This window comes from Advenella sp. S44, from assembly GCF_002810445.1.
Taxonomy (GTDB): domain Bacteria; phylum Pseudomonadota; class Gammaproteobacteria; order Burkholderiales; family Burkholderiaceae_B; genus Advenella.
Genome location: NZ_NEXS01000009.1, coordinates 467,625 through 491,551, shown reverse-complemented (window position 1 = coordinate 491,551; position 23,927 = coordinate 467,625). Strand labels below are relative to the sequence as shown.

Annotated in this window: 26 protein-coding genes; 7 read left to right on the top strand and 19 right to left on the bottom strand. The window is 57.0% G+C overall.

Going from position 1 to position 23,927, the window contains the following annotated elements; genetic code table 11:
• Positions 1 to 129: 129 nt before the first annotated feature.
• From CAP48_RS16110 to CAP48_RS16100, 3 genes are all read left to right on the top strand, one after another.
• Complete coding sequence (locus tag CAP48_RS16110) at positions 130 to 336, top strand: CsbD family protein (RefSeq protein WP_100698498.1); 207 nt, start codon at positions 130 to 132, stop codon at positions 334 to 336.
• Between the two features lie 264 nt (positions 337 to 600).
• On the top strand, positions 601 to 1,350 hold the full coding sequence (locus CAP48_RS16105; protein WP_100698496.1) for an AzlC family ABC transporter permease: 750 nt from the start codon (positions 601 to 603) through the stop codon (positions 1,348 to 1,350).
• Positions 1,337 to 1,672, top strand: coding sequence for an AzlD domain-containing protein (locus tag CAP48_RS16100; RefSeq protein WP_161495282.1), 336 nt, complete (start codon positions 1,337 to 1,339; stop codon positions 1,670 to 1,672). The genes CAP48_RS16105 and CAP48_RS16100 overlap by 14 nt, the downstream gene beginning before the upstream one ends.
• A gap of 119 nt (positions 1,673 to 1,791) precedes the next feature.
• Here the strand turns inward: CAP48_RS16100 and CAP48_RS16095 are convergent, their stop codons facing one another.
• The 4 genes from CAP48_RS16095 to CAP48_RS16080 all read right to left on the bottom strand — a co-directional run bounded on the left by CAP48_RS16095 (position 1,792) and on the right by CAP48_RS16080 (position 4,523).
• Positions 1,792 to 2,592, bottom strand: a complete 801-nt coding sequence (locus tag CAP48_RS16095; protein WP_100698492.1) for a thiazole synthase — start codon at positions 2,590 to 2,592, stop codon at positions 1,792 to 1,794.
• 18 nt (positions 2,593 to 2,610) lie between these two features.
• A complete protein-coding gene (gene thiS / locus CAP48_RS16090) occupies positions 2,611 to 2,838 on the bottom strand; it encodes a sulfur carrier protein ThiS (RefSeq protein ID WP_100698490.1) in 228 nt (75 codons plus the stop codon).
• Positions 2,835 to 3,908: an FAD-dependent oxidoreductase gene (locus tag CAP48_RS16085; RefSeq protein WP_100698488.1), complete on the bottom strand. Its 1,074-nt coding sequence runs from the start codon at positions 3,906 to 3,908 to the stop codon at positions 2,835 to 2,837. Before CAP48_RS16085 ends, thiS begins: the two co-directional genes overlap by 4 nt.
• A 177-nt stretch (positions 3,909 to 4,085) precedes the next feature.
• Entirely contained in the window at positions 4,086 to 4,523 is a 438-nt protein-coding gene (locus tag CAP48_RS16080) for a hypothetical protein (RefSeq protein WP_100698486.1), read from the bottom strand.
• A 126-nt stretch (positions 4,524 to 4,649) separates the two neighbouring features.
• On the opposite strand from CAP48_RS16080, the gene recQ reads away from it, so the two are divergent.
• Positions 4,650 to 6,482, top strand: a complete 1,833-nt coding sequence (gene recQ / locus CAP48_RS16075; protein ID WP_100698484.1) for a DNA helicase RecQ — start codon at positions 4,650 to 4,652, stop codon at positions 6,480 to 6,482.
• Between the two features lie 59 nt (positions 6,483 to 6,541).
• On the opposite strand, the gene CAP48_RS16070 is transcribed toward recQ, so the two are convergent.
• Complete coding sequence (locus CAP48_RS16070; protein WP_161495281.1) at positions 6,542 to 7,333, bottom strand: (2Fe-2S)-binding protein; 792 nt, start codon at positions 7,331 to 7,333, stop codon at positions 6,542 to 6,544.
• Positions 7,327 to 9,489: a TonB-dependent siderophore receptor gene (locus tag CAP48_RS16065; RefSeq protein WP_242444523.1), complete on the bottom strand. Its 2,163-nt coding sequence runs from the start codon at positions 9,487 to 9,489 to the stop codon at positions 7,327 to 7,329. Before CAP48_RS16065 ends, CAP48_RS16070 begins: the two co-directional genes overlap by 7 nt.
• A gap of 158 nt (positions 9,490 to 9,647) precedes the next feature.
• Between CAP48_RS16065 and CAP48_RS16060 the strand changes: the two genes are divergently transcribed.
• Positions 9,648 to 10,598, top strand: coding sequence for an AraC family transcriptional regulator (locus tag CAP48_RS16060; protein ID WP_100698479.1), 951 nt, complete (start codon positions 9,648 to 9,650; stop codon positions 10,596 to 10,598).
• Positions 10,599 to 10,958: 360 nt separating this feature from the next.
• On the opposite strand, the gene ruvB is transcribed toward CAP48_RS16060, so the two are convergent.
• From ruvB to CAP48_RS16010, 10 genes are all read right to left on the bottom strand, one after another.
• Entirely contained in the window at positions 10,959 to 12,011 is a 1,053-nt protein-coding gene (gene ruvB / locus CAP48_RS16055) for a Holliday junction branch migration DNA helicase RuvB (protein WP_100698477.1), read from the bottom strand.
• 100 nt (positions 12,012 to 12,111) lie between these two features.
• On the bottom strand, positions 12,112 to 13,386 hold the full coding sequence (locus CAP48_RS16050) for a TRAP transporter large permease (RefSeq protein WP_100698475.1): 1,275 nt from the start codon (positions 13,384 to 13,386) through the stop codon (positions 12,112 to 12,114).
• Between the two features lie 54 nt (positions 13,387 to 13,440).
• Positions 13,441 to 13,941, bottom strand: coding sequence for a TRAP transporter small permease (locus CAP48_RS16045; RefSeq protein ID WP_100698473.1), 501 nt, complete (start codon positions 13,939 to 13,941; stop codon positions 13,441 to 13,443).
• 32 nt (positions 13,942 to 13,973) lie between these two features.
• Complete coding sequence (locus tag CAP48_RS16040) at positions 13,974 to 14,954, bottom strand: TRAP transporter substrate-binding protein (RefSeq protein WP_192871346.1); 981 nt, start codon at positions 14,952 to 14,954, stop codon at positions 13,974 to 13,976.
• Between the two features lie 182 nt (positions 14,955 to 15,136).
• Positions 15,137 to 15,703 (bottom strand): Holliday junction branch migration protein RuvA, encoded by a 567-nt coding sequence (ruvA, locus tag CAP48_RS16035; RefSeq protein ID WP_100698471.1) that lies wholly within the window; start codon positions 15,701 to 15,703, stop codon positions 15,137 to 15,139.
• Between the two features lie 118 nt (positions 15,704 to 15,821).
• Positions 15,822 to 16,373 (bottom strand): crossover junction endodeoxyribonuclease RuvC, encoded by a 552-nt coding sequence (gene ruvC, locus CAP48_RS16030; protein WP_100698707.1) that lies wholly within the window; start codon positions 16,371 to 16,373, stop codon positions 15,822 to 15,824.
• Positions 16,374 to 16,429: 56 nt separating this feature from the next.
• Positions 16,430 to 18,019: a bifunctional phosphoribosylaminoimidazolecarboxamide formyltransferase/IMP cyclohydrolase gene (gene purH / locus CAP48_RS16025; protein ID WP_100698469.1), complete on the bottom strand. Its 1,590-nt coding sequence runs from the start codon at positions 18,017 to 18,019 to the stop codon at positions 16,430 to 16,432.
• Between the two features lie 10 nt (positions 18,020 to 18,029).
• The gene (locus CAP48_RS16020) at positions 18,030 to 18,266 is read right to left on the bottom strand and encodes a helix-turn-helix domain-containing protein (RefSeq protein ID WP_100698467.1); all 237 of its coding nucleotides are present in this window, start codon (positions 18,264 to 18,266) and stop codon (positions 18,030 to 18,032) included.
• A gap of 35 nt (positions 18,267 to 18,301) precedes the next feature.
• Positions 18,302 to 19,315 carry a tRNA dihydrouridine synthase DusB gene (dusB, locus tag CAP48_RS16015; RefSeq protein ID WP_100698465.1) on the bottom strand — a complete coding sequence of 338 codons (1,014 nt, stop codon included), beginning with the start codon at positions 19,313 to 19,315 and terminating at the stop codon, positions 18,302 to 18,304.
• 49 nt (positions 19,316 to 19,364) lie between these two features.
• Positions 19,365 to 20,522, bottom strand: a complete 1,158-nt coding sequence (locus CAP48_RS16010) for an FAD-dependent monooxygenase (RefSeq protein WP_100698463.1) — start codon at positions 20,520 to 20,522, stop codon at positions 19,365 to 19,367.
• 121 nt (positions 20,523 to 20,643) lie between these two features.
• On the opposite strand from CAP48_RS16010, the gene CAP48_RS16005 reads away from it, so the two are divergent.
• Together CAP48_RS16005 and CAP48_RS16000 are read left to right on the top strand one after the other, a co-directional pair.
• A complete protein-coding gene (locus CAP48_RS16005) occupies positions 20,644 to 21,078 on the top strand; it encodes a hypothetical protein (RefSeq protein ID WP_100698461.1) in 435 nt (144 codons plus the stop codon).
• A 54-nt stretch (positions 21,079 to 21,132) separates the two neighbouring features.
• On the top strand, positions 21,133 to 22,068 hold the full coding sequence (locus CAP48_RS16000) for a cytochrome c oxidase assembly protein (RefSeq protein ID WP_369806362.1): 936 nt from the start codon (positions 21,133 to 21,135) through the stop codon (positions 22,066 to 22,068).
• 2 nt (positions 22,069 to 22,070) lie between these two features.
• Here CAP48_RS16000 and CAP48_RS15995 read toward each other — a convergent pair whose 3' ends face one another.
• From CAP48_RS15995 to CAP48_RS15985, 3 genes are all read right to left on the bottom strand, one after another.
• Entirely contained in the window at positions 22,071 to 23,066 is a 996-nt protein-coding gene (locus CAP48_RS15995) for a YheT family hydrolase (RefSeq protein ID WP_242444522.1), read from the bottom strand.
• Positions 23,067 to 23,212: 146 nt separating this feature from the next.
• Positions 23,213 to 23,671, bottom strand: a complete 459-nt coding sequence (locus CAP48_RS15990; RefSeq protein WP_242444521.1) for a nuclear transport factor 2 family protein — start codon at positions 23,669 to 23,671, stop codon at positions 23,213 to 23,215.
• A complete protein-coding gene (locus CAP48_RS15985; protein WP_100698457.1) occupies positions 23,661 to 23,858 on the bottom strand; it encodes a zinc-finger domain-containing protein in 198 nt (65 codons plus the stop codon). Before CAP48_RS15985 ends, CAP48_RS15990 begins: the two co-directional genes overlap by 11 nt.
• Positions 23,859 to 23,927: the final 69 nt, after the last annotated feature.

The window sequence follows — 23,927 nt, the reverse complement described above, 5'->3', positions numbered from 1 at the left end:
GCATACCCTTATTGCGACTACATACGCTTCTTAAGTGTATGTAACAAAGCCTTGTTCTGGCCAATGATATCGTTAATATAAAGTGTGGTTTTCTACCAGATCGCAGTAATGCCATACAAGGAGAAATTTATGAATCCGGACGATACCGACGCCCGATGGGAGCAACTCAAAGGAGCGGTGAAAGAACGCTGGGGCGATTTGTCAGACGACGACTTCACCGAGATCGATGGCGATGCACAGAGATTGTGCGGGATATTGCAGGAAAAATATGGCCGCACCCGCGCCGAGGCCGAACAGGAGGTCGACAATTTCTGGACCCAGCACAGTCTTCAGTAAATAACGCTAGCCTCGCTACTGCCAACTGCCAACTGCCTGTAGGCGGAGGCATCTGCTATCCTTGTGTCTGAGTCGCGACACAAAACCGGCCAACGAACACTGCATTATGTCTGACCAGGATACTGGCCGCAGCCGGCAACTCGCGTTGCGCGCGCTCCCAAGACTGCTGCGCGACTAAAGCGTTTGCCCAGGCCGTATATTGCCGCTGGATTTGAACTTGATACCTGTGATGTAATAGCGGTCTTTACAGGAGAGTCAGTCGGAATGTCGGTGTTACTCAGTGGTTGGCGTGGTGTCCGGGCAGGCGTGCCGGTGTTGCTCGGCTATGTGCCGGTCGCGATGGCATACGGGATCGCAGCAAACGGTGTGGGGCTGTCGTTTTGGGAAACGCTACTGGTGTCTGTATTTGTATATGCGGGCGCTTCGCAATTTTTCATTCTGGCGGCGATCAAACTGGGGACTCCATTGTCCGGCATTGTGGCAATGGTGTCTTTGCTTAATGCGCGTCACCTGTTATATGGACCACTTATTGCAAGATGGTTGCCCCCATCGTTGCATCGTCGCTTGCAGGCCGCATTTTTGCTGACTGACGAAGTGTTTGCTACTGCCTTTCACGCAATGGGACAGCAGCCGGCCAATGCACAATTTGCCTGGTATATGGGGCTTGGGCTGACGGCATGGTTATCGTGGATCGGCGGCACAATCATCGGGCTGGTCGCCGGATCTGGCCTGATCGCACAGTTTCCGCAAGTCGATCAGATTTTGCGTTTTGCCCTGGTTGCCCTGTTTGTTTCGCTGGCTGTGCTCAGCGTAAAGCGACCAATGTTGCTCGCGCTTTTCATCGCCGTCCCGGTCACCTTGCTTTGCCTGATTTACGCGGGGGCAACACCAGCCATTCTGGCTGGCACGGTCATGGCCTGGCTGTGCTTTTCTCCCGCCGATAGTGATGCCGCCAGAAATGACGTCATCGAGCACAATCACGACCTTGGTGGAGGCACGCATGGGAAACACTGAGTTTTGGCTGGCCATCGCTGTGATGGCGGTTGTGACCTGGCTGAGTCGCGCCTTGCCGTTTGTCTTAATGCGCAAGTCCAATATCTTTGGTCGCCTGGCTTCGGGCCGGTTTGTCATCCTCGGGCCGGCGCTGCTGGTATCCATGTCGGTTGTCGTGGTGTATTCCGATTTGCAGCAGGACTCGGACATTGCATCGATCCTGGTCTATTTTTTCGGTCTGATTGCGGCGGGTGTCTGTGCCAGGCTTACCGGTAACGCCGGGTTTTCTGTGCTGGCCGGAATGGCCGGCTATGCGGCGGCGCTGTTTCTGCTGCCCATATAAGCCGCTCCGGGTCGCCCTTGAGTCGGCCTCGAATCGGCTTCGACTATGTCTCGGATGTGCCACGTATAGGCTTCGAATCAGCTTCAGGTCAGCTTCGGACTAGCCACGTTACAGCCTCGTTACAGCAGAAAAGGCCGGCCAGTAACTTGAGTGGAGGGAACGGCCATATCCTGCCGGGCCATGATGCCGGCTTCAAATCCCATGCGTCCGGCCTGTATGGCCAGTTTGAACGCTGCGGCCATGTTTACCGGATCGTGGGCCTGCGAGACGGCCGAATTGAGCAGGACGGCATCATACCCCATTTGCATGGCTTGCACCGCGTCCATGGGCGAGCCAATACCGGCGTCTACAATAAGCGGCACGTCCGGCAGACGAGCCCGCAGGGTGCGCAGTGCGTGCGGGTTGGTCAGGCCCTGTCCGGATCCGATAGGCGCTCCCCACGGCATTAGGATCCGGCAGCCGGCATCCAGCAGGCGGCGGCAGGTCACCAGATCGTCGGTGCAATAGGGGAAAACTTCAAAACCGTCTTTGACCAGTTCCTCGGCAGCGCGAATCAACTCTATCGGATCCGGCTGCAGGGTGTAGTCATCGCCTATCACTTCCAGTTTGATCCAGTTCGTGCCGAAAATCTCGCGTGCCATCTGCGCCAGGGTGATCGCTTCGCGTCCTGTCTTGCAGCCTGCGGTATTAGGCAGCAGATGCAGGCCGGAATCCTTGAGCATCTGAAAAAAGGAATTGTCCAGTGCAGCACCGGCGCCGCCCGATGCCGAGGGTGTCAGCTGCCGCTTGAGCCCGACAGTGATTACCGCTGCACCGGAAGCGGTAATGGCGTCCTGCAATACTTTGGGCGACGGGTAGCCCGCAGTGCCTAGAAAGAAGCGACTTTCCAGCAATGTGTCTGCAATAGCAAATGGTTTCATATTTGTGATGCGTGCGGGTTAGCCGCCGGTGATAGGGCTGAAGGTAAATACCTGATCGCCATCGGACAACAAGGTGTCGCTGCGCTTCAGACGAGGAATAAAAGTTTCATTGACCGCCGTGGCAATGGCCGCCGGATCATCCGGCTGGCCGGCCTCGCGTTGCAAATAGGCAATCAGGTCGGCCAGGGAACTGCCGCTGGCGATTTCATGGTTGGTACCGTTGACGGAAACGTGAATAGTGCTCATGCCGTTTGTATCAGCTCGAAATCGGGTTCAAATATTGATTGTAGGGCCTTTTCCACGACGGCGGGCGCAATCAGCCAGCCATGCCGGAACAATCCATTGATGCGTGTCAGGCCGTCTTCGTTCTCTATGCGGGGCAGATTGTCCAGCAGCGCCGGTCGCAGGTTGACTTCGGTGTGGATCAGGCGCGCTTCGGCCAGTTCGGGCAGCACACTGTGCGCCGCGGTCAGCAGTTCGACGGTACTGCGCAGCGATACCGGCGAGCGGTCTTCGCTTTCGATTTCGCTGGCGCCCACAACCACCGTATCGGGCGCTCGGGGTACGATATAGACGCGATAGCGTGGGTGCAATAAACGAACGGGCCGGCTAAGGGTCAGGTCGCTGGCCTGCAGCCAGAAAATTTCACCGCGCACACCACGTACATTGCGGCAGTTAAGCTGGTGGCTGTTGGCATGCGGGCGCTCGCGGGCGCCGGTGCCGCGCACATCGAATACCCAGTCAAACTCGTGGACGCCCTGTGCGGTCTGCAACTGTCGGGGTTTCAGGCTGATGACAGGTGTTCCCCAGTGCCAGCTGGTGTTGTCTGCAGATTCGGCAAGAGCCTGCATGGCCTGTACCGTGTGGATCTGCCCTTCACCTTCCAGCATCCAGGCGTGCCCCGGCCCTTGAATCGAGGGCTCCAACGCCTGCAACTGATCACGGGTAAGTGTCCTGGGACGGGCATGCTGTGGCGCTTTTGCGTCCAGCAGTGACGTCAGGCGGGTTGCCGCACCTTCGTCGCCGCGGTGCGCCACCAGCAGGCTGCCGCGGATATGAAATTGCACCGGCAGGCTTAGTGAGGGAACCAGCGCCGACCAAAGTTCGATAGAGCGCAAGCCCATACCGAAAACTTCGGTATCGCCGCTTTCAAGCTCGGCGATGGGACTGAGCATCCCGGCGGCGGTCCAGCCTGCGGCGATTCTGGCCCCGGCGCTGGTGGCTGGATCAAATACGGAAACCTGATGACCCTGGCGCGATAGCACCAAAGCGAGAATGCGCCCCAACAGCCCGGCGCCGGCAATGCCAATATTCATGTGATAGTTTGCGAGCCTGGCGGCCCCGTGAGATTCAATTCGATACGACAGTATATCCCTGTCCCGGCTTGCTGGATCAGCGAGCCCGAGCTGGCGTAGCAATTGTGGAGCATCTGGATCCATCATGCCACGCCCGCCTGGCGCCTGTGATTGCTGGCCCCAGGCCCATGTTAACGCCTATCTACCCAGCTTTTGCTGCAGATTGGGTCCATATTGCAGTGCCACCGATGTCAGGTCATTTACAATGGTGGTCGCACAGCTGCCGCTGGACTCAGACAGGCAGATCCGGATGTGCTGCTGGATATTGAGCCAGGGATTGATGGGCGATGCGACATTAACGATATCGACATTTTCCGCAATGGCCGTAAAGCGGCCTTCCCGTGTGGGGTCAGCGCCTTGCAGGTTCAGGCGGGCCACCGCCTGGTTCATATCGTTGACTAGCGTCAACGTTTGGGAATTGGCAATCTGGTTGCGCACTTGCGCAGTAATATAGGTGCCGATCGGATCATTCGGCGTATTGCCAAATACGTACACCGGAATTTTTGCCAGCGCAGATTGTGCAGCAATGGCAAGAAGGCAGCCCGTGGCCCCTGCCAACATCTGTGTGATTTTCATATCGACTCTCCGTAGCGGTATAACGATTATAATCACTTTATCCCTGTGCCAACGGCGTTTCCTTAAAGCGCCAAGGCTTAAACCTTGTCAGTTAATTACCGGCTTTACTTTTGTGTCTCATTTCTAGTGTCTGATTCCACCACCCCGCTGTCTGTCCTGAAACGTGTTTTTGGATACGATTCCTTTCGAGGCCAACAGCAGGCCATTGTTGAACATCTGATCGCAGGTCACGACGCGCTGGTGCTGATGCCAACGGGCGCCGGCAAGTCGCTGTGTTACCAGGTACCTGCGCTTATTCGCCCGGGGACCGCTATCGTGGTCTCGCCGCTCATTGCGCTGATGCAGGATCAGGTCGATGCGCTGCGCGAACTGGGTGCGCGTGCCGCCTTTCTCAACTCCAGTCAGGAATGGGAAACCATTCGCGAAGTCGAAAACGCCTTTGTGCGTGGCGAACTGGATTTTCTGTATGTTGCCCCGGAGCGCCTGCTCACCGATCGTTGCCTGCGTTTGCTGGAGCGCGGGCGCATTGCCCTGTTTGCCATTGACGAGGCCCATTGCGTCTCGCAATGGGGCCATGATTTTCGTCCCGAATATCTGGGCCTCTCGCGTCTGCAGGAGCAGTGGCCCCAGGTGCCGCGCATTGCGCTGACGGCCACCGCCACACCGCAAACCCGCGATGAAATCGCGCAGCGACTGGGGTTGACACAAGCGCAGCATTTCGTGGCAGGATTCGATCGCCCCAATATCCGATATGTCATTGTCGAAAAAAACGATGTGCGTCGCCAGTTACTGGGCTTCATTCGCCAGGAGCATGCGGGCGATTCAGGTATCGTCTATTGCCTGTCGCGCAACAAAACCGAGGACACTGCAGAGTTTCTTTGCCGCGAGGGCATTGATGCCATGGCCTATCATGCGGGCCTGCCGGCCGAATTGAGGGCGCAGCGCCAGGCCCGTTTCCTACGGGACGACGGCGTGGTCATGGTGGCCACGATTGCATTTGGCATGGGCATCAACAAGCCCGACGTGCGATTCGTGGCACACATCGATCTGCCCAAATCGGTCGAGGGCTATTATCAGGAAACCGGCAGGGCGGGCCGGGACGGTCTGCCTGCCACGGCCTGGATGGCCTACGGGCTGCAGGACGTCGTGCAGCAACGTAAAATGATTGACGACTCCACGGGCGATGAATTTTTTAAGCGCCGTTCGGGTGCGCAACTGGACGGCATGCTGGCCCTGTGCGAAACCGTGCAGTGCCGACGCACGCGTTTGCTGGCCTATTTCGGCCAGCAATCCGAGTCCTGCGGCAATTGTGACGTCTGCCTGACCCCGCCTCAAACCTGGGATGGCACCGTGGCGGCGCAGAAGATTCTGTCGGCCATTTATCGTCTGCATCGCGAACGTGATCAGCGATATGGGGCAGGGCACCTGATCGATATCCTGCGTGGCAAGCGTACCGAAAAAGTGGTGCAGCATTCGCATGACACCTTGTCTGTGTTTGGCATTGGCCAGGATATTTCCGAGCAGGGCTGGCGCAGTGTGCTGCGGCAATTGATGGCTGCTAATGTTGTGACGGTTGACGGCGACGGTTACGGAACACTGGCGCTGACCGAAAAAAGCCGCAGTGTCCTCAAGGGCGAGCAGGTGCTGATGATGCGCAAGGAATCGGCGCGGGCAGCGGCAAAATCACGCAATATCATGCCTCGCGGCAAACGCGAAGTTCGCGTGTTGTCGGCTGCGGCGCAGGCGCGATTTGAAAGCCTGCGGCAATGGCGGCGCGATATTGCCAAAGAGCATGGCGTGCCGGCTTACGTGATTTTCAAGGACGATACCCTGGCGCAAATCGCAGAACAGGAACCCAGCACGCTCAGCGATCTGGCGGCCGTCAACGGCGTCGGGCAACATAAGCTGGATACCTACGGAGACGCCATTCTCACGTTTCTGGATGAACTGGAGTCCTGACGCTAGCGGCGCGATGGCAATCGCGGCAGGTCGCCAATTTTGCCTGTATCACGACAACGCTATGGCTCATCCTTTGTCTCGGCATGCGCGCGATCATGTTCTGCCCAATCGCGGGCCAGTAGCGGCAGGCGCTCTTGCAGCGGGATCTTGGGACAGTTGCTGCAAAGGGGGGCGTTCGGACACCGGAAGTATTGGCAGCAGACCCGGCGGTTCAGCGAGAGCCGGTCAGGCAGGCCATAACCGCTCATGTCGACGTCCAGATAACCACTTTCCGACGCAAGCCCGATAGCACTCAGCCAGATTTGGCCTCGCACGCGAATATGCGCGTTATTAAATTGCGGCAGGTCATGGTAGTAAAGCAGCAGTGCGGCAAGCACACTGTCGGCCGTGTGGCGTCCTGCGAGCTTGGCAGCCAAAGGCGTGATGGTATTTAGCTGCTCCCGTATCTGCTCCAGGCTTTCGGCAAGTGCGGTGGCCGGCGCCATTTCGTCTGAAATCGCCCGTGTAATGGCCTGTTCGGGCAGGTAAACTTGCTTTGCCAGACCCTCTGCAAAGCGAATCTGCATCTGGCGGGCATCGACCAGGCAGCGATGATGTTCGTAGGTAAGGATTGTTGTATAGACGGGCACCCACATGCAGGTGCGCCAGGTATGGGCATTCCAGTAGTGGCGGCCGGCCTCCGGGTGAAGCCGTGCCACGTCGTCAAATAGCAATTGCAATGCATCCTGCCGAACCCGCCCGAGGGTCAGGTCGGCGGGGCCGCAAAGGGGAGCCGCTGAAACCGGCAGCAGGCGCCCAAGCGCCTGCTGCAATTGCTCATAGAAGGAACTGTCTTCTTCTTGAATCACCATTTGTAGCTGAAGGTGGCCTTGATATTGCGCTTTTCTCCATAGTAGCAGAAGTTGGTGGTCGCGCATGATGCCACATAGGTCTTGTCGGTGACGTTGTTCACATTCAAACGGACAGTGGCGCCTTTCAAATTCGAATTCATGCGGCCCAGGTCATATTCGGCACCCAGGTCAAGCAGCGTATAGGACGGCACTCGCACGGTATTCTCGTTGTCGGCCCAGCTTTTGCCAACATAGCGCGCGCCCGCTGATAATGCCAGGCCGTTGTTCATGCGGTAGCGGCCCCATAGGCTGGCCATTTGCTTGGGTGCCTGGAAAGGGCGATTGCCGGCATTGTCGCCTTTTTTCAGCTTCATATTGTTCATGGTATAGCTGGCCATGACAGTGAAGTTGTCGGTGATATTGGCGTTGGCTTCCAGCTCGATGCCGCGCGAATGCACCACGCCCAGCGGCACGTAGTAACTGGTAGCCGAAGAATGCCGTGCAGCCACGTTTTCCTGCTTCAGATCATAATAGGCGGCAGACAACATGACATTTTCGTTGGGCTGGTATTTCACGCCCGCTTCATATTGCCTGGCTTCCGTTGGCGGCAGCACCTGATCGTTGATGTCGGTGTAGCCGTTGGGGTTGAAGGATTCGCTGTAACTGGCGTATGGCGAAATTCCGTTGTCAAAGGCGTAGCTTAAGCCGGCGCGGAACGTGGTATTGCTGCCCTTATAGCCCGATTTGGTGTTGAGCAGGGGATTGCGGTTGTCCAGATCCACGATATCGTGACGAATACTGAACAGACCGGTCAAAGCACCATAACGGACGGTGTCCTGCAAATACATGCCGAACTGTTCCAGCGTGCGATCAAAGGGCTCGCTGGAATAAATATTCAGGCCCGGATTGCCATAGACCGGATCGAAGGCGTCCAGCGGATTGGCCATGCCCGAGTCCCACTGGCCACTGGCGTTGCGATGCTGGTAGTCAAAGCCCGCGATGATCTCGTGCGAAGCTGCGCCGGTATGCACCACCGCTGTCAGGCTAGTATCGAACTGATGAGCTTCCAGTTCTTCCTGGCCACCGGAATAGTATCGGTTCAGCGAGGTTTCATCGTACCAGCCATAACCATAGAACTGCGCCATTTTGGATTTCAGGCTGGTCATCCGGAAAGAGTTCTTGAATGTCAGATTAGGCGTAAAGTCGTGCTCGAACTGGTAGCCCAGCATGGAGAGCGTGCGGCTGAATCTTCCGCCTTCGTCGTCGTCCGAGAATTTCGGTGAAATGCGGCGTCCGTTATGATCGGTGTTGATTGTGGCGTCTGCTGGAAAACCGCTATGAAAGCCAGTGCTGGGGTCTTTCTGAAAGTAGCCCTGCAACAGCAGGCGGCTGTTTTCACCCAGTCTGAATTTCAGTGACGGCGCCAGTGTATAGCGCTCGACCCGGTTGTTGTCGAACTGGGTCTTGCTGTTGCGCGTAATGCCTACGACGCGATAGGCGGCGTTGCCTTCCTTGTCTATCGGACCGGTCATATCAAAGCCAAGATGGGTTTGCCCCATATTGCCGATGCCGGCTGTGATCTCGTGGTAGGGTTCATCCAGCGGCCGTTTTGAACTGTAGGAAACCAGGCCGCCCGGTGAGTTGCGTCCGTACAGCACGCTGGTGGGGCCGCGATATACGTCGATGCGCTCCAGTGTGTACGGATCGATCTGTACAGAACTATAAGTGCCCGAATCGCTCAGGACTTTTTGGCCATCCAGATTCAGATTGTCAGTGCTGTTTTCGTTAAAGCCGCGCAGGCTGATGTAATCGTAGCGGGTAGCACCACCCACCAGGCCGGTAAAGGCGCCGGGCGTATAGCGCAGCGCATCGGTTCCGGTGGAAGCGCCAATGGCATCAATACGATCCCGTGTCAGCGACGAAACCGAGTGCGGCGTTTCGATCCAGTCCATGTCGGCGCGACTGGCCGCGCGGCTGACTGTGGATTGAAAACCAAAGGTGGGTTCGGTCGATGTCGCGTCGCTGGTCGCGCGAATAATACCCAATTGGGCGACAGGAGTGGTTCTTGCCTGTTCCTGTTGCGTCTGAGCCTGGGCACCGGAAACAGAAAGAACGGTAAGCACGGCGACATACAGGATGCGAGGTACCGCTGAACAGCGAACCATGGACGGGGTCATGATAGAAAAATATCCTTAAAATCAATATACAACACAAATAAGAATGATTGTTATTTATAATCCGTTCATTATAGAAATAATGCCAAATTTCATATGAAATATGTCAGAAAACATAGATTTTTTGTTGCAAAATTGTCTACATACGGACGCCGTGATTGATGACTAGAGCCTTTACCTATGCCGATTTCGTCCAATATGGTGAGCAGTACGGAGTCACGCATTATCTGCCCGAGGCCATTGTGCAGGATGCAACCCGCCATCAGGAGACGCTGGCCTACGGTCAGGTGCGCGAACATGTGCTGTGCCAGGGTGTGACGATACTGCATACCGATATGCACTTTCTGGTGCCGTATCACGCCCAGTCCCGGGTGCAGAACGCGTATTCTTTTGCCATGCTGCTCAACGGCCAGTTGCGCATTGGCCGCGAGCGCTCGCCGTTGCAGACGGTAGGTCCGGCCTGCGGGATCAATACCAGTTACCGAAACGAGCGCATGCAGACCCACTATCTTCCCGGCATGCGCCTGGCCGCGCTGGACGTCGTGGTGGACGAGACGCAAATTGTGCAGAACGCCTATACGGAAAGGCTGCTCCCCATTCTGGGCGCAGCGCCCGCGACATTTGCCGTTGCTGAACAGGATGATGCCTTTTTGGATAGCGTACGCCTGCAATTGCAGATAGCCCAGGACGACAGCGTTGGGTCCCTGGTGTATGAAGCGTTGGGACTGCAGTTGCTGGCAAGGGTCAGAGCAACGCCCGGCGCGCCGGCCGAATGGCAGAGCAACGACAGACTCAGTCGAGAGGATCATGACAGGCTGGGGGCGCTGCGCGAATATATTCGTCGCGAGCCCTGGCAACTGCATACCATTGGCTCCATGTCGCAATTTACCGGCATGGGCGAAAGCGCATTGCGCAAAAAATTTCAGTTGAAATTCAATACGTCGATCATGGCGTGCGTCAAGGAATATCGGTTGCAAATGGCGCAGCGATTTCTGGAGCAGGGTGAATCGGTCGAAAAAGTGGCGCTGCTTGCCGGCTACCGGCACAGCAGTAATTTTTCCACAGCTTTCAAACGGCGCTTCGGCGTCAATCCGCGCCGCTGGTCATTTTAGTGGATCGTCAGGGATCTGGCAGGCCCGCGGCAAGCAGAATCAGGCTGGCAGTCGGAAGTTCAAGGACGACCCATCTCAAGAGGATAAGAACCGCAAGTAGAGCAGGCGCTCAAGTGAGGCAGCATCTCAAGAGGGCAGGATCTTAAGAGGAGCAGGATCTTAAGAGGAGCAGGATCTTAAGAGGAGCAGGATCTTAAGAGGAGCAGGATCTTAAGAGAGCCGATTCTCAAGGGAACCAAAACCTCACCGGACAGAAACCTCAAGCCTTGGCAGAACCCTAAGGGGCAGGCATGCGCTCAAAGATCGGTCGATTGCAGGATCGGTGTCGTTGCGGCCCCGGCGCTACGGTTTCCTGGACATTCAAAACAGCGGCTTGTTCGGTCCTTCAGGCGGCGTGCAACCCAGGTGTTGCCACGTTGTCAAGGTCGCCACGCGCCCCTTCGAGGTGCGCTGGATGTAACCCTGTTGAATCAAATAAGGTTCAATCACGTCTTCAATGGTATCGCGCTCTTCGCCGACTGCCGCCGACAGATTGTCGATGCCTACCGGTCCGCCATCGAATTTATGCACAATGGTTTCCAGAATTTTGCGATCCATCAGATCCAGGCCCATGGGGTCGACATCCAGCATGGCCAGTGCCGCCGTGGCTGCGGCATTGTCGATCACACCATTGGAGCGCACGTCGGCGTAGTCGCGCACGCGGCGCAGCAGCCGATTGACAATACGTGGCGTGCCGCGTGAGCGACGCGCGATCTCGTGCGCGCCTTCGGGCGTAATGCCGGCATTGAGCAGGTGAGCGCTGCGCGAGACGATGCGGGCCAGTTCTTCGGTGTTATAGAACTCCAGGCGTGAGACAATGCCAAAACGATCGCGTAGCGGATTCGTAAGCATACCTGCGCGGGTAGTGGCTCCCACCAATGTGAACGGTTGCAAGTCAATTTTGACGCTGCGCGCGGCCGGCCCTTCCCCGATCATGATATCAATCTGGAAGTCTTCCAGCGCGGGATAGAGAATTTCTTCTACGACAGGCGACAGGCGGTGAATCTCGTCAATGAACAGAACGTCGTTTTTTTCCAGATTGGTCAGCATGGCTGCCAGATCGCCGGGTCGTTCCAATACCGGGCCTGAGGTCTGTCGAAGCTGCGATCCCATTTCCCGTGCAATGATATGCGCCAGCGTGGTTTTACCCAGCCCCGGAGGGCCAAATAGCAACACATGGTCCAGCGCTTCCTGGCGCATACGCGCAGCTGAAATGAAAATTTCCAGCTGTTCCCGTACTCGCACCTGGCCGACATATTCGTCCAGCGCCTTGGGACGCAGGGCGCGTTCAATGGACTCTTCGTTCGGCGTCATGGGCTCCGGAGAAACAATGCGGGGGGCAGCGCTGGTGAGCGCGTCGTTTTGAATGGACATGGGGCAGCGGTATCTTCTTCAGGACTGAGGGTCTGGACCTATTTTACCTGAATCACCGAGTTGCGCTGTCCCGGGGCGGCCGATATGTGACGGGATTCCGTTAACGGTATGCCAGATCGCGCAGAACTAGCGAGATCCAGGGCAAGTAGGTAATCAATAGCAGGCATAGCACGATGACACAGACAAACGGAATCAGTGACTTAAACAGCCTTTCTATCGGCAGCTTTGCCACCGCGCATGCGGCAAACAGATTTACGCCAAAAGGAGGCGTAATCATGCCCAGGGCAAGATTGACTACCATGATAATGCCAAAGTGCGTGGGGTCCACGCCAAACTGCTGGGCGACCGGTAGCAGCAGCGGCGCCAGCACGACAATGGAAGCGGAGGTCTCAATGAACATGCCGATAATGAACAGGGCGGCATTGACGCCCAGCAGGAATGCGACCTTGTCGCTGAATATGTGGCTGAGCCACTCGCCCAGCATGTTTGGCACGCCGGCGCGATTGAGCAGGAATCCGAAAAGACCGGCATTGGCGATTACAAACATGATAATTGCGGTGGAAATCACGGTCCGGTGCAGTGTTTCGGTCAATAGGCCGAATGAAATGCGGCGATAGACCAGGGCGCCGACGACCAGCGCATACACCACGGCCACCACCGATGCTTCGGTGGGTGTAAACACGCCTCCATAGATGCCGCCAAGAATGATGATCGGCATCAGCAGCGCCAGAAAGGACTGCCGGAAAGCCGTCAATAACGGTAGCCGCCCGTCCCCGTCCTGTTTTCCGTAGCCATGGCGCCTGGCATAAATCCATACATATAGCATCAGCGCAAAGGCAATCAATACGCCAGGGAAGATGCCCGCAATGAACAGTTCGCCCACCGACGTGTCGGTAGATACGGCAAACAGAATCATGGGAATCGAAGGTGGAATAATCACGCCAAGTTCGGCAGCCGTTGCCTGCAGCGATGCGGAAAATGGCTTGGGATAGCCATGGCGCACCATGGCCGGAATTAGGATAGCGCCGACGGCGAACGTGGTGGCTACACTGGAGCCGGCCACCGCGGCAAAGATCATGCATGTGATAATGCAGGCCATGGCCAGGCCGCCCTGTACCGAGCCGACCAGGCTTTTGGCAAAATTGACCAGGCGCTCTGAAATGCCGCCAGCTTCCATCAGGTTGCCGGCCAGAATAAAGAAGGGAATGGCCACCAGCGGATATTTATCCAGTGCGGCAAAGAGCTGCTGGGCAATTACCAGCCAGTTGATGCCGGCGACATACACGCCGAACAGACTGGCCAGCCCGATGGATACTGCAACCGGGATGGTCAGTGCAAAGCAGACCAGCATGGATAAAATCATTATTTGCGACATAGTCTGTCTCGAAGGCGGTAGGAGTGGAGCGAAAGCATGGCGCTCATGCTTTTTTTACAGCAAACTCAGGTCTTCTTCTTGGGATTCGCGTCTGGCATTGGCCCATTGCACGATGACGGCCAGCAGCGCCAATGCCATGCCAACGGGGATGGCGGCGTAAATCCAGGAGATGGAAATGCCCAGGCTCGGAATCGTCTGAAAGCGCACCCGATAGGTCATGAGCGCGCCGATCCAGGTCATCAATCCGAAAAAGATCGCCATGATAAACATCACCAGATGTTCCAGGCGGCGCTGCCACGGGTCTTTGAGCAAAGAGTGCAGCATTTCCACCTTGAGCATGGCGCCCTGACGACAGGCCAGCACTACGCCCAGCAGAACCAGCCAGATCATGGCAGTACGGGTCCAGCCCTCACTCCAGTCCGATGGTTCCTGCAAGACAAAGCGCGCGATGACCTGGTAAAAAGAGGCGCAAACCGCCGACACCAGAAACAGCTGGGCAAGGACGGAAATCAGACGAAACAGGGTACTGTCCAGCAAGCGTGTCAATGTGGTCATTCAGGCCTCCGTGTTCAGCCAATGCATGCGGGTCACTGGGTATTGCGGATCGATTCGACCAGCTCCTTGCCGAATTTTTTGTAGTACTCGGGATAGACCGGCTCGACTGCCTTCACAAAGGCATCGTGATCGACCTGGTCTTGTACCTGCATGCCTTCTTTTTTCAACGTTTTAACGCCACTGGTTTCCACATCGTCTACAAAAGTGCGCATGGCTTTGGCTGCCGCCAGGCCGGCCTCTTTGAATTTGGTTTTGTCTGCGTCGGACAGGCTTTCATAAACCGAGGGTGAGACAAGGATCAGGGCCGGACCGTAGACATGTGCCGTCAGCGACAGGTATTTCTGCATTTGCGACAGCTTGGCCGAGACAATAACGGATATCGGATTTTCCTGGCCGTCAATCGTGCCTTGCTGCAGGGCGGTAGCCACTTCAGGCCAGGCCATTGGCGTGGGCAGCATGCCGACTTTGCGGAAGGCCGTTATATGAATCGGATTTTCAGTCGTACGGATTTTCAGACCCTTTAGGTCAGCGGGTGTCTTGACGGCACGTACGTTGTTAGTCAAATGACGGAATCCCTGTTCGCCCCAGGCCAGTGCAACCAGGCCTTTGGCCGGAAACTCGGCCAGCAGCTTTTGGCCGATCGGGCCATCCAGCACCTTGCGGGCGTGATCCAGGTCGCGGAACAGAAAGGGGATATCGATCACGCCGGTTTCAGGCACAAAGTTCAGTGTTGCTCCGGTAGAGACAACAGCGGCGTCAATCGTGCCCAACTGCAGTCCTTCGATGACTTCGCGTTCACCGCCCAGGGCGCTGTTGGCGAACTGTTGAACCTTGAATTGACCATTGGTGCTCTGGCCAATGGACTTTTCAAAAGCGTCTGCCGCAACGCCATAGTGTGACGATTTGGATAACGCATAGGCCATTTTAAGTGTCTGTTCTGCCATGGCCGGCGCCATGACAAAGGCTGATAACAGGCTTGTTGCCAGGGCTTTTTTGATCCAGTGAGCGCGCATTATATTGTCTTCCCAAAGTGGGTGTTATAGGTCGGAATAAAAATATCGGGTAACTGTACGGCAATATTGGCGGCGCACTGCGTAATTCGATTGTGATTAGTGCAAACCCTAGGAAAGAGACCGGATAGCGCAACGTATTGGCCGCGGAAAGAAAAAAGCCACCTGTGAAAGGTGGCTGAGCATTAACTGGAAAGCGCCTTGAGTGCAGCGCGGATGCCGTCCGAGACGCCCAGGTCGGCCGGCAATGATTTGACTGTTGCCCGCGCTTCGCGATCAGAGTAGCCAAGCGCCAGTAACGCATTGAGCACGTCGTTCTGGCCTGTCACTGCAGGCGTCGCCGGTGCGATGGCATCGAGCTTGCCACGCAGTTCCAGCAGCAGGCGTTCTGCCGTTTTTTTGCCAATACCGGGCACCCGGGTAAGCAGGGCGGTCTCCTGCTGCGCGACTGCCGCTGACAGATCCGCACTGCTCATGCCCGACAGAACGGCCAGTGCGGTGCGCGCGCCAATGCCGGTGACCTTAATGAGGGCGCGAAAAGTGGCGCGTTCCTCCTGTCGCAGAAAACCATAAAGGACATGGGCATCCTCCCGGATGGCCAGATGGGTATATAGCGTGACTTTCGCGCCCGCTTCAGGCAAATCATAGAACGTGCTCATGGGCACGTCGATATCGTAGCCCACACCATTGACATCCAGGCATAGACCCGGTGGTTGTTTTTCAATCAGCAGGCCGGTCAGTCGTCCGATCATCAGTCACTCCACAAACCCTGTTTTGCCAGGGATCATCATAAAAAAACAAACAGGTATGGTACACCAGGGTGCCGTTGCGGTTGGTGTGTTGGCGCAAGCGGGTGTTATCGTCGCGGAACTAATCAATCAGCCGACCGGCGCGCAGGCGGCTGCGGCCACGGCGGGCGCCCATCAGGAGATCCCCGTCGCTCAAGCGTGAGGCCAGTGGCGCCGCGTGTGCGTGGCAGATGGCGCAGGCCAGTGCGTCGGCCGAATCCGGCGCGGGCAGACTGTTCAGTGTCAGCAGGCGTTGCACCATATGCTGTACTTGCTCCTTTTGCGCATGACCATTGCCGACCACGGCTTTTTTGATCTGCAGGGCAGTGTATTCGGTCACATCCAGATGCCGGTCAGCCAGTGCGCACATGGCCGCGCCACGGGCCTGGCCGAGCAACAGCGTAGAGGCCGGATTGGTGTTGACGAAAACTTTTTCCAGCGCAGATTCGGTGGGAGAATAAGTATCGACCACTTCGCGGATGCTATCGAGAATAACTTTAAGACGTTCGTGCAGGGGAATATCCGAGGGGACCACGATGGTGCCGCTGCCCACGTAGGAAATGCGCATGCCGGCAGCATCTATGACGCCAAAACCGGTGCGACGCAAGCCCGGGTCAATGCCAAGAATCCGCAACATCAATGACTCCCTGGAATAACCCCGGCCAGGCCGGGGCGATATGACAACTGCAATTAGTGGCGGAAGTGCCGGGTGCCGGTCAGGACCATGGCAATACCGTGCTCATCGGCTGCGGCGATCACTTCGTCATCGCGCATGCTGCCTCCCGGTTGAATGACGCAATCGGCGCCCGCCTTGACGATAACATCAAGCCCATCGCGGAAGGGGAAGAAGGCGTCGGACGCGGCTGCCGTATTCTGCAGCGACAGCCCGGCGTTTTCTGCCTTGATCGACGCGATGCGGGCCGAATCAATTCGGCTCATCTGACCGGCGCCCACGCCGTAAGTCATGCCTTCGCGACAAAAGACAATGGCGTTGGACTTGACGAACTGGGCGACATTCCAGGCAAATAGCAGATCATCCAGTTGCTGCGCTGTCGGCTGCTTGCGCGTGACAACTTTGCAGTCGGCCGCTGCCAGCGGTTTGTGGTCGGGATTCTGCACCAGCCAGCCGCCGCCGACCCGCTTGACGTCAAAGGCATTCTGGCCGTCCCCGAGAGCAACGGTCAGGACACGGACGTTTTTCTTGTTGGCCAGCAATGCCAGCGCATCGGGGGTGTATTCTGGCGCGAGCAGCACTTCCATGAACTGTTCGCTGACGGCCTGCGCAGTCGCTTCGTCAACGATGCGATTGAACGCGATGATGCCGCCAAAAGCTGACGTCGGATCGGTCTTGAATGCCTTGCGATAGGCGCCCGCAGCATCTTCGGCGACCGCGACCCCACAAGGATTGGCATGCTTGACAATCACGCAAGCAGGCGCGGCGAACGTGCGCACGCATTCCCAGGCTGCGTCGGCATCGGCAATGTTGTTATAGGACAGTTCCTTGCCCTGCAATTGCGTATAGTTGCCCAGGACCCCGGCAGGTACGCTGGCGTCCAGATAGAACGCGGCGGACTGATGCGGGTTTTCGCCATAACGCAGCGACTGATGTTGATTCAACTGAATGGTCAGTGTATCGGGCCAGCTTTGGCGGGCCGGTGCGTTTTCCTGCTCGGGCTCGGTATCGGTAATTGCGCTCAGATAGTTGGCAATGGCGCCATCGTAGGCAGCGGTATGTGCATACACTTTTTTGGCCAGGGACAGACGCAAGCCGTAAGATGTGCGGCCTTGTTCATCGAGCTCGTGCAGCACGGCCTCATAATCGGATGGGTCAATCACAACGGTCACGCCGCCTTGGCGTGTACCGTGATTCTTTGCAGCGGCACGCAACATGGCCGGGCCGCCGATGTCGATATTTTCAACGGCATCGGCAAAAGTGCAGCCGTCCTTGGCAACGGTTTCACGAAAGGGATACAGGTTGACGACCAGCAGATCGATCGGATCGATATCGTGTGTTTTGAGTGTGTCCAGGTGCGCCTGGCTGTCGCGTCGCGCCAGCAGACCGCCGTGAATGCGCGGATGCAGGGTCTTGACGCGGCCGTCCAGAATTTCGGGCGACTGGGTGTGTTCTGCAACCTCGGTTACATCCAGTCCTTCTTTTTTCAACAGCGCCGCGGTGCCGCCAGTTGACAGAAGTTTTACCCCACGGCTGTGAAGCGCGCGGGCGAAATCGACGATACCGGTTTTGTCCGATACGGAAAGTAAAGCGGTCTTGATAGTCATGAGCGAATAATTACAGTAAATGATGAGAAATCAGTTTCTTGCGCAGCGTGTTGCGGGTAATGCCCAGCATGTCGGCAGCGCGCGACTGGTTGTTTCCGGCCTTGTCCATGACGACTTCAAGCAGCGGCTTCTCTACGCAACTTGTGACCATGTTCCAGAGGTTGCCGGCTTCGCCGTCGCCCAGTTCTTTAAAATAAAGTTCGAGGTTTGTGCGTACACATTCCTGAAGATCTTGTGTGTTGTTCATAATGGCGGTGTTGGGGAAATTTTTGTTGTTTTGACTTAATGGACTGCAGCTGGTGGAACCCGCGGTGCCGATTCGTTGACCAGCTTGGTGAACCACTGATTGACTGCATTGTACTGCTCCTGACAGGTTTCGAGGCGATTCATTTGTTGCCGAAACAATTCTGCATCGGGCAGGCTGCCGATATACCAGCCGATATGCTTGCGAGCCGTGCGCACGCCGGTATACTCGCCGTAGAAGCCATAGTGATTGTCAAGATGGGCAAGCAGGACGTCGCGCATGTGCTCCCATGACGGCGGCGGCAAGAACGCGTCCGTGTTCAGATAATGATTGATTTCGCGGAAGATCCATGGATTGCCTTGCGCGGCACGGCCAATCATGATGGCATCGGCACCAGTGTAGTCAAGCACGTAACGCGCCTTGACCGGATCGGTGATATCGCCATTGGCAATGACAGGAATGGAAATGGCGGCTTTCACAGTTGCAATCGTGTCGTACTCTGCCTGTCCGGTGTACAGATCGCAACGCGTACGACCGTGCAGCGTGAGCGCCGCGATGCCTGCGTTTTCGGCCAGTCGCGCAATGCGCAGCGCATTGCGGTTTTGCCTGTCCCAGCCGGTGCGCGTTTTGAGCGTAACCGGCACTTCATAGGGGCGGCAGGCGGACACCACCGCCTCAAGAATGCGCGCCACCAGGTTCTCGTCGCGCAATAGCGCCGAGCCGGAGGCAACATGACATACTTTTTTTACAGGGCACCCCATATTGATGTCGATAATGCGGGCCCCCTTGCCGATATTGAAGATGGCCGCCTCCGCCAGCATGGCAGGATCGGCTCCGGCAATTTGTACCGCTATCGGGTCGATCTCGCCGTCATGATTGAGCCGCCTTGAGGTTTTGACGCTTTCCCATAATGCCGGGTTGCTGGCGGCCATTTCTGAAACCGCATAGCCGGCACCCAGCTGTTTGCACAGCTGACGAAAAGGCCTGTCGGTCACGCCCGCCATGGGCGCGACAAAGACGGGGTTGGGAAGAGACCAGTTGCCAATTTGCATGAGCGCATTTTAACCAAGGTTTGGCAGGACAGCCGCATAAGCCGTTGCCCTAGTTTCGATATCCCTGCAACAGATGGCGGGCCAGCGGTCGCCTGAGTGGTTCTGTCAGATCCAGCGCCAGCAGGGACAAGCCGCAGGCGTGTTCAATCAATGGATTGCCGGTGGTAAAGACGCGCGGCATCAAATCGGTCAGTTGACGGGTGATGTTGCGATCGGCGCGACGCGCGCCTGCAAACGCGCGCAGTGCCGGTCCTGGATCCTGATGCGGGTTGAGCAACCACGGTTGCAGGGCGCCCATCAGTCCTCCCACATCGCGTAGCCCGAGGTTCAGCCCCTGGCCTGCCACCGGATGCAGAGCCTGAGCCGCATTGCCGATAGTCACGATACGATCGTCGACGGTGTTTTTGCTTACGCTAAGCGCCAGCGGAAAAATATGGCGCGATTCCAGAACGGTAAGCGGCCCCAGGCGGTCGCCGAAATGCTCGCTCAGTGCCCGCGAGAAAGTCGCCTCGTCTGCAGCCAGCAGCGCGCGGGCGCGCGCCGGCGTGGTGCACCACACAATAGACTGCGCATCGGTAAAGACCGGATGCGGCAGTACCGCCAGCGGACCCTCGCGCGTAAACCGCTCCCATGCCCAGTCTGACCTTGGCAGCTCAGCGCGGGCTGAAGTGATAATGGCATGCTGGTTGTAGTCCCGCAGTCGGGTGTCTGGTTTGGCGCCATCGCATTGCACGACAATACGAGCGCGATAGGTTTTGCCGTTCTGGCTGATGCTGGCTGCGCCATCAGTTGTCCTGCTTGTTACTGTGGCGGGCGCTCCGGCAAGGCGTGTGGTGCGTCCTTCATTTACCTGCTCGTGCAACCGGGCGGCAATAGCTCGGTACGGAACAACATAGCCCAGCGCCGGAACATCGAAATCGGTATGGGATATGAGTGTTCGTCCCAGGCGACCTTTCTGGGAAACATGTACAGTGCGGATGGGCGAGAAATGGTCGGGCCAGCCTTGCATCTGTTCCAAAAAGACTCGGCTGCCATGATTGAGGGCAAGAACCCGGGTGTCGCTGGCAGGATTATGCATCTGCGGGTGGTCAGCCTGGAACAGGGCAACCGTCGGCAGCGGACCGGGCATTCTGTCCAGCGCGCGGGCCAAAGCCAGGCCAACCGGACCGGCGCCAATGATCGCAATATCGAAATCAATATTTTCCATGCTGCTATTTTACCCTTTTGCCCGAAAAAAACTGGCGCACGCACCTGTGCGCCTGTGTGTCGTACAATATAGCCTCCAAAGTTGGCACAGTGCCTGACATAGTTCAAATGTTGAATCAGAAATGCTGAATCAGTTGTGGCGGGCCAGGCCTGCAAACCATTTTCGTTCCAAGGCCGTCGCCGGGTTGCTTGCCTGTTTTTTGGGTGTGCTGGGTCTGCAGGGGTGGTATCTAAAGCGCCCCATTGCGCCTGTCATTACCTTGTACAGTCTGATCATGCTGGCCTTGTCGTTCACCCAGGCTGTCTGGTGGGATTCCATACCGTTTTTCTTCCTGTTCGTTCCGCTTTGGGCAGGCTTTATCGAATCGGCGTTTTACTGCCTGACTTCGGATGAAAAATTTGATGCGCTTTATAATGTTAATCAGGTAAGGCGCAAACCTTCAGGGGTGCCGCCAGGGCTCGTAGCGCTGCTCAATTTGCTTATTGCCGGCATGGTGTCCATGTTTACCCTGTCCATGGTCGTGGCGCACGTGATCTGCCAGCAAATGACCTGCTAGTCGCCTTAATGCCGTTTGTGATACGGCGCAGATATCTTCAAGAGGTTTTATTCAATGGATCTGGACTTGATGCACTGGCTTCGGCCCTGGGAGTTTTCTCCCACGCTGATTGCCCTGTTTATCCTTGCCGGCTGGCTGTTTGTGCGCGGCACGCGAGTGCATCGCGTCACGCTGGCGCGCAAGCTCCTGTTCTGGACCGGCTTCGTGATTCTGTATCTGTCGCTGCACACCCACGTTGATTATTACGCCGAACGCATGTTTTTCGTTCACCGCATCCAGCATCTGGTGCTGCACCATCTGGGACCGTTGCTTATTATGGGAGCGTATCCCGGACAGGTGATGCGCGCCGGTCTTCCCATGCGTGCCCGTGTCTGGCTGCGCGACTATCGTCGCAGTTTTTCGGGAAGATTCATTACCGGGCTGCTCACCAACAAAATACTGGTGCCGGTCCTGTTTGTTTTCCTGGTGCTGTTCTGGCTGCTGCCAACCATTCAGTTTTATTCCATGCTCGACTGGCGCCTGTATCGGCTCATGAACTGGTCTGTTGTGTTCAGTGGATTTATGTACTGGAACCTGATTCTGGATCGTCGCCCGTACGTTGCGCCTGTCTTGACCGCCAAAACAAGGCTCGGCCGCTTCTTTCAGTGGACCATTGCCTCGGGCTCGCCAGCCGTGCTGTCGCCGGGGGCGCGTATTCTCTCGCCAATTATTACGATGTTGCCGCAAATGATCGTGGGGGCCGTCATTACGTTTACCACGACAGACATTTATCCGCTGTTCGATCTTTGCGGACGCGCGTTGCCCATGTCGGCAGTGACTGATCAGAGCATCGGCGGGCTGACCATGTGGATCCCGGCAGCGATGGTGGAGGCCTTTGGTCTGTTATTCGCCTTGGCGACGATGATGCGCCTGTCTGCCAAGGGGCGCCAGAAAACCGGCAGGCAGATGCGCGAAATGCGTCTTGCGCAGCAGCAACTAAAGGTGGTGTGAAGTTATTGGTTCAGCGTGAAAAACCGCTCGAGCCGACGCGGCAGCCAGGTCAGTTCGCCACGCCCGGCGCCGCTGGCAAAGCCGGCATGTCCACCGGTGTACGGATAATGCAGCACAACATGATCACTGGCCTGATCGGGGCCCGGCAGACTGGCTTCGGGAATAAAGGGATCGTTGCGCGCAATCAGTAGCAAGGTGGGTACCTGTATGGCTTGCAGAAAATATTTGCTTGAACAGCGCGCCCAGTAATCCAGTCCACTGCGAAATCCATGCACCGGACCAGTATAGGCATCGTCAAACTGCAACAGGGTGCGTGCCTGCAACGCTTTGCGCCAGTTGACCGCTCCCGGGAAGGCACCGGCTTTCTGCCGCAGTTTATGGCGCATCGAAGCCAGAAAGTGCGGGGTATATAAATAGCGCCCGACCAGGCTGGTTTGCAACTGCATGCCGGTGGCAACCAGATCTACGGGTACCGAGATGCCCGCCACGCCATTGAGCCATGACAGTTGTCGGCCTTGTTCTCCGATGTACTTGAGCAGGGCGTTGCCCCCCAGAGATACGCCCGCCGCATGCCAGCGCGCCTGTGGCAACTGGCTGCGAACCTGCTCCAGGATAAATCCCACATCTTGCGAGTCGCCGGAAAAATAAGAGCGGGCCAGCCGGTTTGGCTCGCCCGAGCAGCCGCGAAAATGGGCAACGGCGACCATCCAGCCACGTTCAACAAAATGCGCGCCGATCGCCTGCGCATAGTGACTTTGGCTGCTGCCTTCCAGTCCGTGGAAAATGACCAGGGCTGGGCCGTCAAATTCGCAATGAGTATGGCTTTGCTGACCGGCCCAGTCAATGTCCACGAAATCGTCATCGGGCGTGTCCAGCCGCTGTCGGACAAACTGCTGCGGCACCCGTCGACCCCATTTCATCGCGGCAATGGTCTGCAAATGGCCTTCGCATTGCCAGGCAGGCGAAGGGCATGGGTCAAGAATGAGTCGGGCAGTCACAGCAAGTCCGGTGATTCGGTTTTGTCAGGTTCAGGATAAATGTCGGCTGGTTGCGTCAGGGGTGGCGTAGGGGCCACGATTCTTGCATAGTCCAACGCACAGAGGCAGGGCTTGCAGGCGATCGTCGGGCGGGCCAACAACCGGGATTAATGCAGCAAATTTGGGATATCGTGCATTTCCGAAAGCAGAATATCCGATGGGGCGGGCGCCGCGTGATGATGAACCAGATGCCAGCCGGTGCGGCCCTTGTGGTAAACATTGGTTGCATAGAACAGCAGTTCACGATTGCCGCGTGGGGTATTGGCCTGCACTTCCTCAATCAGGATATGTATGACGGTCATGCCATAGGTAATCACAACGGGGTGGTGGGCATAAATGTGGACCGGGCCGCTATTGAGAAGCTCCTGCCAGGAGGCCTGGATGGCACTAGTGCCGGTCAGGCGCTCACCGCCCGGGTGAATGCAGACGGTTTCTTCGTCGTCGGCCCAGGTGTTCATGACGCGCATGACATCCCCCAGGCGCAACGCTTCATAGAAGGCCTGTTCGACTTCGTCGGGGCTGGCGAACACTGCGCGCTTGGGGGCAGCCGTGCTTTTAGTGCCCATGCACTTTCTCGCCTTCTTTGAGCCGGTATACGGTGCCGCAATAGGGGCAGGTTGCCGAGCCGGTCTTGCTGACCTCAAGAAACACGCGTGGATGCAAACTCCAGGTGGGCGCGTTCGGGCCAGGACAATAGACAGGCAAATCGCTGGCGGACACCTCGACGGGCGCCGGTTGTACTTGTGCAGACATCAGTTACTTCCTAAAAAAGCGGAAAGACATGTTGCGCGCGTTGTGCATTGTGCGAATAACGCGCGGGTT